The following is a 5,209-nucleotide window of genomic DNA, read 5'->3' on the forward strand; positions in this document are numbered from 1 at the left end:
CTCTCGTGATGTGTGCACCGGATTACCGGTAAACATTCACGGAGAGTTTGATCCTGGCTCAGGACGAACGCTGGCGGCGTGCTTAACACATGCAAGTCGAACGATGAACCACTTCGGTGGGGATTAGTGGCGAACGGGTGAGTAACACGTGGGCAATCTGCCCTTCACTCTGGGACAAGCCCTGGAAACGGGGTCTAATACCGGATAACACTCCCTCTCTCATGGGTGGGGGTTAAAAGCTCCGGCGGTGAAGGATGAGCCCGCGGCCTATCAGCTTGTTGGTGAGGTAATGGCTCACCAAGGCGACGACGGGTAGCCGGCCTGAGAGGGCGACCGGCCACACTGGGACTGAGACACGGCCCAGACTCCTACGGGAGGCAGCAGTGGGGAATATTGCACAATGGGCGAAAGCCTGATGCAGCGACGCCGCGTGAGGGATGACGGCCTTCGGGTTGTAAACCTCTTTCAGCAGGGAAGAAGCGAAAGTGACGGTACCTGCAGAAGAAGCGCCGGCTAACTACGTGCCAGCAGCCGCGGTAATACGTAGGGCGCAAGCGTTGTCCGGAATTATTGGGCGTAAAGAGCTCGTAGGCGGCTTGTCACGTCGGGTGTGAAAGCCCGGGGCTTAACCCCGGGTCTGCATTCGATACGGGCTAGCTAGAGTGTGGTAGGGGAGATCGGAATTCCTGGTGTAGCGGTGAAATGCGCAGATATCAGGAGGAACACCGGTGGCGAAGGCGGATCTCTGGGCCATTACTGACGCTGAGGAGCGAAAGCGTGGGGAGCGAACAGGATTAGATACCCTGGTAGTCCACGCCGTAAACGGTGGGAACTAGGTGTTGGCGACATTCCACGTCGTCGGTGCCGCAGCTAACGCATTAAGTTCCCCGCCTGGGGAGTACGGCCGCAAGGCTAAAACTCAAAGGAATTGACGGGGGCCCGCACAAGCAGCGGAGCATGTGGCTTAATTCGACGCAACGCGAAGAACCTTACCAAGGCTTGACATACACCGGAAAACCCTGGAGACAGGGTCCCCCTTGTGGTCGGTGTACAGGTGGTGCATGGCTGTCGTCAGCTCGTGTCGTGAGATGTTGGGTTAAGTCCCGCAACGAGCGCAACCCTTGTTCTGTGTTGCCAGCATGCCCTTCGGGGTGATGGGGACTCACAGGAGACCGCCGGGGTCAACTCGGAGGAAGGTGGGGACGACGTCAAGTCATCATGCCCCTTATGTCTTGGGCTGCACACGTGCTACAATGGCCGGTACAAAGAGCTGCGATACCGTGAGGTGGAGCGAATCTCAAAAAGCCGGTCTCAGTTCGGATTGGGGTCTGCAACTCGACCCCATGAAGTCGGAGTTGCTAGTAATCGCAGATCAGCATTGCTGCGGTGAATACGTTCCCGGGCCTTGTACACACCGCCCGTCACGTCACGAAAGTCGGTAACACCCGAAGCCGGTGGCCCAACCCCTTGTGGGAGGGAGCTGTCGAAGGTGGGACTGGCGATTGGGACGAAGTCGTAACAAGGTAGCCGTACCGGAAGGTGCGGCTGGATCACCTCCTTTCTAAGGAGCACTTCTCACCGATCCCTTCGGGGTGAGGTCAGAGGCCAGTTCATCAGCGAACGTCTGATGCTGGTTGCTCATGGGTGGAACGTTGATTATTCGGTCTTCTTGACTGTCTTCTCCTTCCAGTACTGCTCTTCGGGGCGTGGAACGAATGAGGGAAGCGGCGGGGGGCCGGGCACGCTGTTGGGTGTCTGAGGGTGCGAGCGTTGCTCGTCCTTCGGCTGCCGGCCCCAGTGCACTCCGACCCGTGTGGGTGGGGGGTGATGGGTGGCTGGTCGTTGTTTGAGAACTGCACAGTGGACGCGAGCATCTGTGGCCAAGTTTTTAAGGGCGCACGGTGGATGCCTTGGCACCAGGAACCGATGAAGGACGTGGGAGGCCACGATAGTCCCCGGGGAGTCGTCAACCAGGCTTTGATCCGGGGGTTTCCGAATGGGGAAACCCGGCAGTCGTCATGGGCTGTCACCCATACCTGAACACATAGGGTATGTGGAGGGAACGCGGGGAAGTGAAACATCTCAGTACCCGCAGGAAGAGAAAACAACCGTGATTCCGGGAGTAGTGGCGAGCGAAACCGGATGAGGCCAAACCGTATACGTGTGAGACCCGGCAGGGGTTGCGTGTGCGGGGTTGTGGGATCTCTCTTCTGTCGTCTGCCGGCGACAGGACGAGTCAGAAACCGTTGGCGTAGACGAAGGACATGCGAAAGGTCCGGCGTAGAGGGTAAGACCCCCGTAGTCGAAACGTCAGCGGCTCGTTGGAGAGACACCCAAGTAGCACGGGGCCCGAGAAATCCCGTGTGAATCTGGCGGGACCACCCGCTAAGCCTAAATATTCCCTGGTGACCGATAGCGGATAGTACCGTGAGGGAATGGTGAAAAGTACCGCGGGAGCGGAGTGAAATAGTACCTGAAACCGTGTGCCTACAAGCCGTGGGAGCGTCGCGCATCGAGTTTACTCGATGCGTCGTGACTGCGTGCCTTTTGAAGAATGAGCCTGCGAGTTTGCGGTGTGTTGCGAGGTTAACCCGGGTGGGGTAGCCGTAGCGAAAGCGAGTCCGAACAGGGCGTTTCAGTAGCACGCTCAAGACCCGAAGCGGAGTGATCTAGCCATGGGCAGGTTGAAGCGGAGGTAAGACTTCGTGGAGGACCGAACCCACCAGGGTTGAAAACCTGGGGGATGACCTGTGGTTAGGGGTGAAAGGCCAATCAAACTCCGTGATAGCTGGTTCTCCCCGAAATGCATTTAGGTGCAGCGTCGTGTGTTTCTTGCCGGAGGTAGAGCACTGGATAGGCGATGGGCCCTACCGGGTTACTGACCTTAGCCAAACTCCGAATGCCGGTAAGTGAGAGCGCGGCAGTGAGACTGTGGGGGATAAGCTCCATGGTCGAGAGGGAAACAGCCCAGAGCATCGACTAAGGCCCCTAAGCGTACGCTAAGTGGGAAAGGATGTGGAGTCGCACAGACAACCAGGAGGTTGGCTTAGAAGCAGCCACCCTTGAAAGAGTGCGTAATAGCTCACTGGTCTAGTGATTCCGCGCCGACAATGTAGCGGGGCTCAAGCGTACCGCCGAAGTCGTGTCATTCATACAACAGGGCCAACGCCCGTATGGATGGGTAGGGGAGCGTCGTGTGCCGGGTGAAGCAGCCGCGGAAGCGAGTTGTGGACGGTTCACGAGTGAGAATGCAGGCATGAGTAGCGATACAAACGTGAGAAACGTTTGCGCCGATTGACTAAGGGTTCCTGGGTCAAGCTGATCTGCCCAGGGTAAGTCGGGACCTAAGGCGAGGCCGACAGGCGTAGTCGATGGATAACCGGTTGATATTCCGGTACCCGCTGTGAAGCGTCAAACATCGAACCAGGCGATGCTAAGTCCGTGAAGCCGTTCCGGACCCTTCGGGGAAAGGAAAGTGGTGGAGCCGACGGACCAGACTTGCAGTAGGTGAGTGATGGGGTGACGCAGGAAGGTAGTCCAGCCCGGGCGGTGGTTGTCCCGGGGTAAGGGTGTAGGACGAACGGTAGGCAAATCCGCCGTTCACATAGTCTGAGACCTGATGCCGAGCCGATTGTGGTGAAGTGGATGATCCTATGCTGTCGAGAAAAGCCTCTAGCGAGTTTCATGGCGGCCCGTACCCTAAACCGACTCAGGTGGTCAGGTAGAGAATACCGAGGCGTTCGGGTGAACTATGGTTAAGGAACTCGGCAAAATGCCCCCGTAACTTCGGGAGAAGGGGGGCCATCACCGGTGAGAGCACGTGCTGCTCGAGCTGGGGGTGGCCGCAGAGACCAGCGAGAAGCGACTGTTTACTAAAAACACAGGTCCGTGCGAAGCCGTAAGGCGATGTATACGGACTGACGCCTGCCCGGTGCTGGAACGTTAAGGGGACCGGTTAGTGCGCTTTCGGGCGTGCGAAGCTGAGAACTTAAGCGCCAGTAAACGGCGGTGGTAACTATAACCATCCTAAGGTAGCGAAATTCCTTGTCGGGTAAGTTCCGACCTGCACGAATGGCGTAACGACTTCTCGACTGTCTCAACCATAGGCCCGGTGAAATTGCACTACGAGTAAAGATGCTCGTTTCGCGCAGCAGGACGGAAAGACCCCGGGACCTTTACTACAGTTTGATATTGGTGTTCGGTTCGGCTTGTGTAGGATAGGTGGGAGACTGTGAAGCTTGGACGCCAGTTCAGGTGGAGTCGCCGTTGAAATACCACTCTGGTCGTGCTGGATGTCTAACCTGGGTCCGTGATCCGGATCAGGGACAGTGTCTGATGGGTAGTTTAACTGGGGCGGTTGCCTCCTAAAGAGTAACGGAGGCGCCCAAAGGTTCCCTCAGCCTGGTTGGCAATCAGGTGTTGAGTGTAAGTGCACAAGGGAGCTTGACTGTGAGACCGACGGGTCGAGCAGGGACGAAAGTCGGGACTAGTGATCCGGCGGTGGCTTGTGGAAGCGCCGTCGCTCAACGGATAAAAGGTACCCCGGGGATAACAGGCTGATCTTCCCCAAGAGTCCATATCGACGGGATGGTTTGGCACCTCGATGTCGGCTCGTCGCATCCTGGGGCTGGAGTCGGTCCCAAGGGTTGGGCTGTTCGCCCATTAAAGCGGTACGCGAGCTGGGTTTAGAACGTCGTGAGACAGTTCGGTCCCTATCCGCTGCGCGCGCAGGAGTCTTGAGAAGGGCTGTCCCTAGTACGAGAGGACCGGGACGGACGAACCTCTGGTGTGCCAGTTGTCCTGCCAAGGGCATGGCTGGTTGGCTACGTTCGGGAGGGATAACCGCTGAAAGCATCTAAGCGGGAAGCCTGCTTCGAGATGAGGACTCCCACCCACTTGATGGGGTAAGGCTCCCAGTAGACGACTGGGTTGATAGGCCAGATGTGGAAGCCCAGTAATGGGTGAAGCTGACTGGTACTAATAGGCCGAGGGCTTGTCCTCAGTTGCTCGCGTCCACTGTGTTGGTTCTGAAACCACGAACGGCCCCACGTCTGTCACAGGGCGTGGTGCGGCAGGTTCAGTTTCATAGTGTTTCGGTGGTTATAGCGTGAGGGAAACGCCCGGTCACATTCCGAACCCGGAAGCTAAGCCTCACAGCGCCGATGGTACTGCAGGGGGGACCCTGTGGGAGAGTAGGACGCCGCCGAAC

The 5,209-nt window shown here is 57.8% G+C and carries 3 rRNA genes; all 3 read left to right on the forward strand.

Going from position 1 to position 5,209, the window contains the following annotated elements:
- Nucleotides 1–35: 35 nt before the first annotated feature.
- The 3 genes from AB0N31_RS36100 (at nt 36) to rrf (ending at nt 5,209) form a co-directional block, all read left to right on the forward strand.
- Nucleotides 36–1,561 (forward strand): 16S ribosomal RNA (locus AB0N31_RS36100).
- A 317-nt stretch (nt 1,562–1,878) separates the two neighbouring features.
- Nucleotides 1,879–5,001, forward strand: a 23S ribosomal RNA gene (locus AB0N31_RS36105).
- Between the two features lie 91 nt (nt 5,002–5,092).
- Nucleotides 5,093–5,209, forward strand: a 5S ribosomal RNA gene (gene rrf / locus AB0N31_RS36110).
- The 16S, 23S and 5S rRNA genes sit together here, the layout of an rRNA operon.

It is taken from the genome of Streptomyces sp. NPDC051051 (assembly GCF_040682975.1).
Lineage (GTDB): Bacteria > Actinomycetota > Actinomycetes > Streptomycetales > Streptomycetaceae > Streptomyces.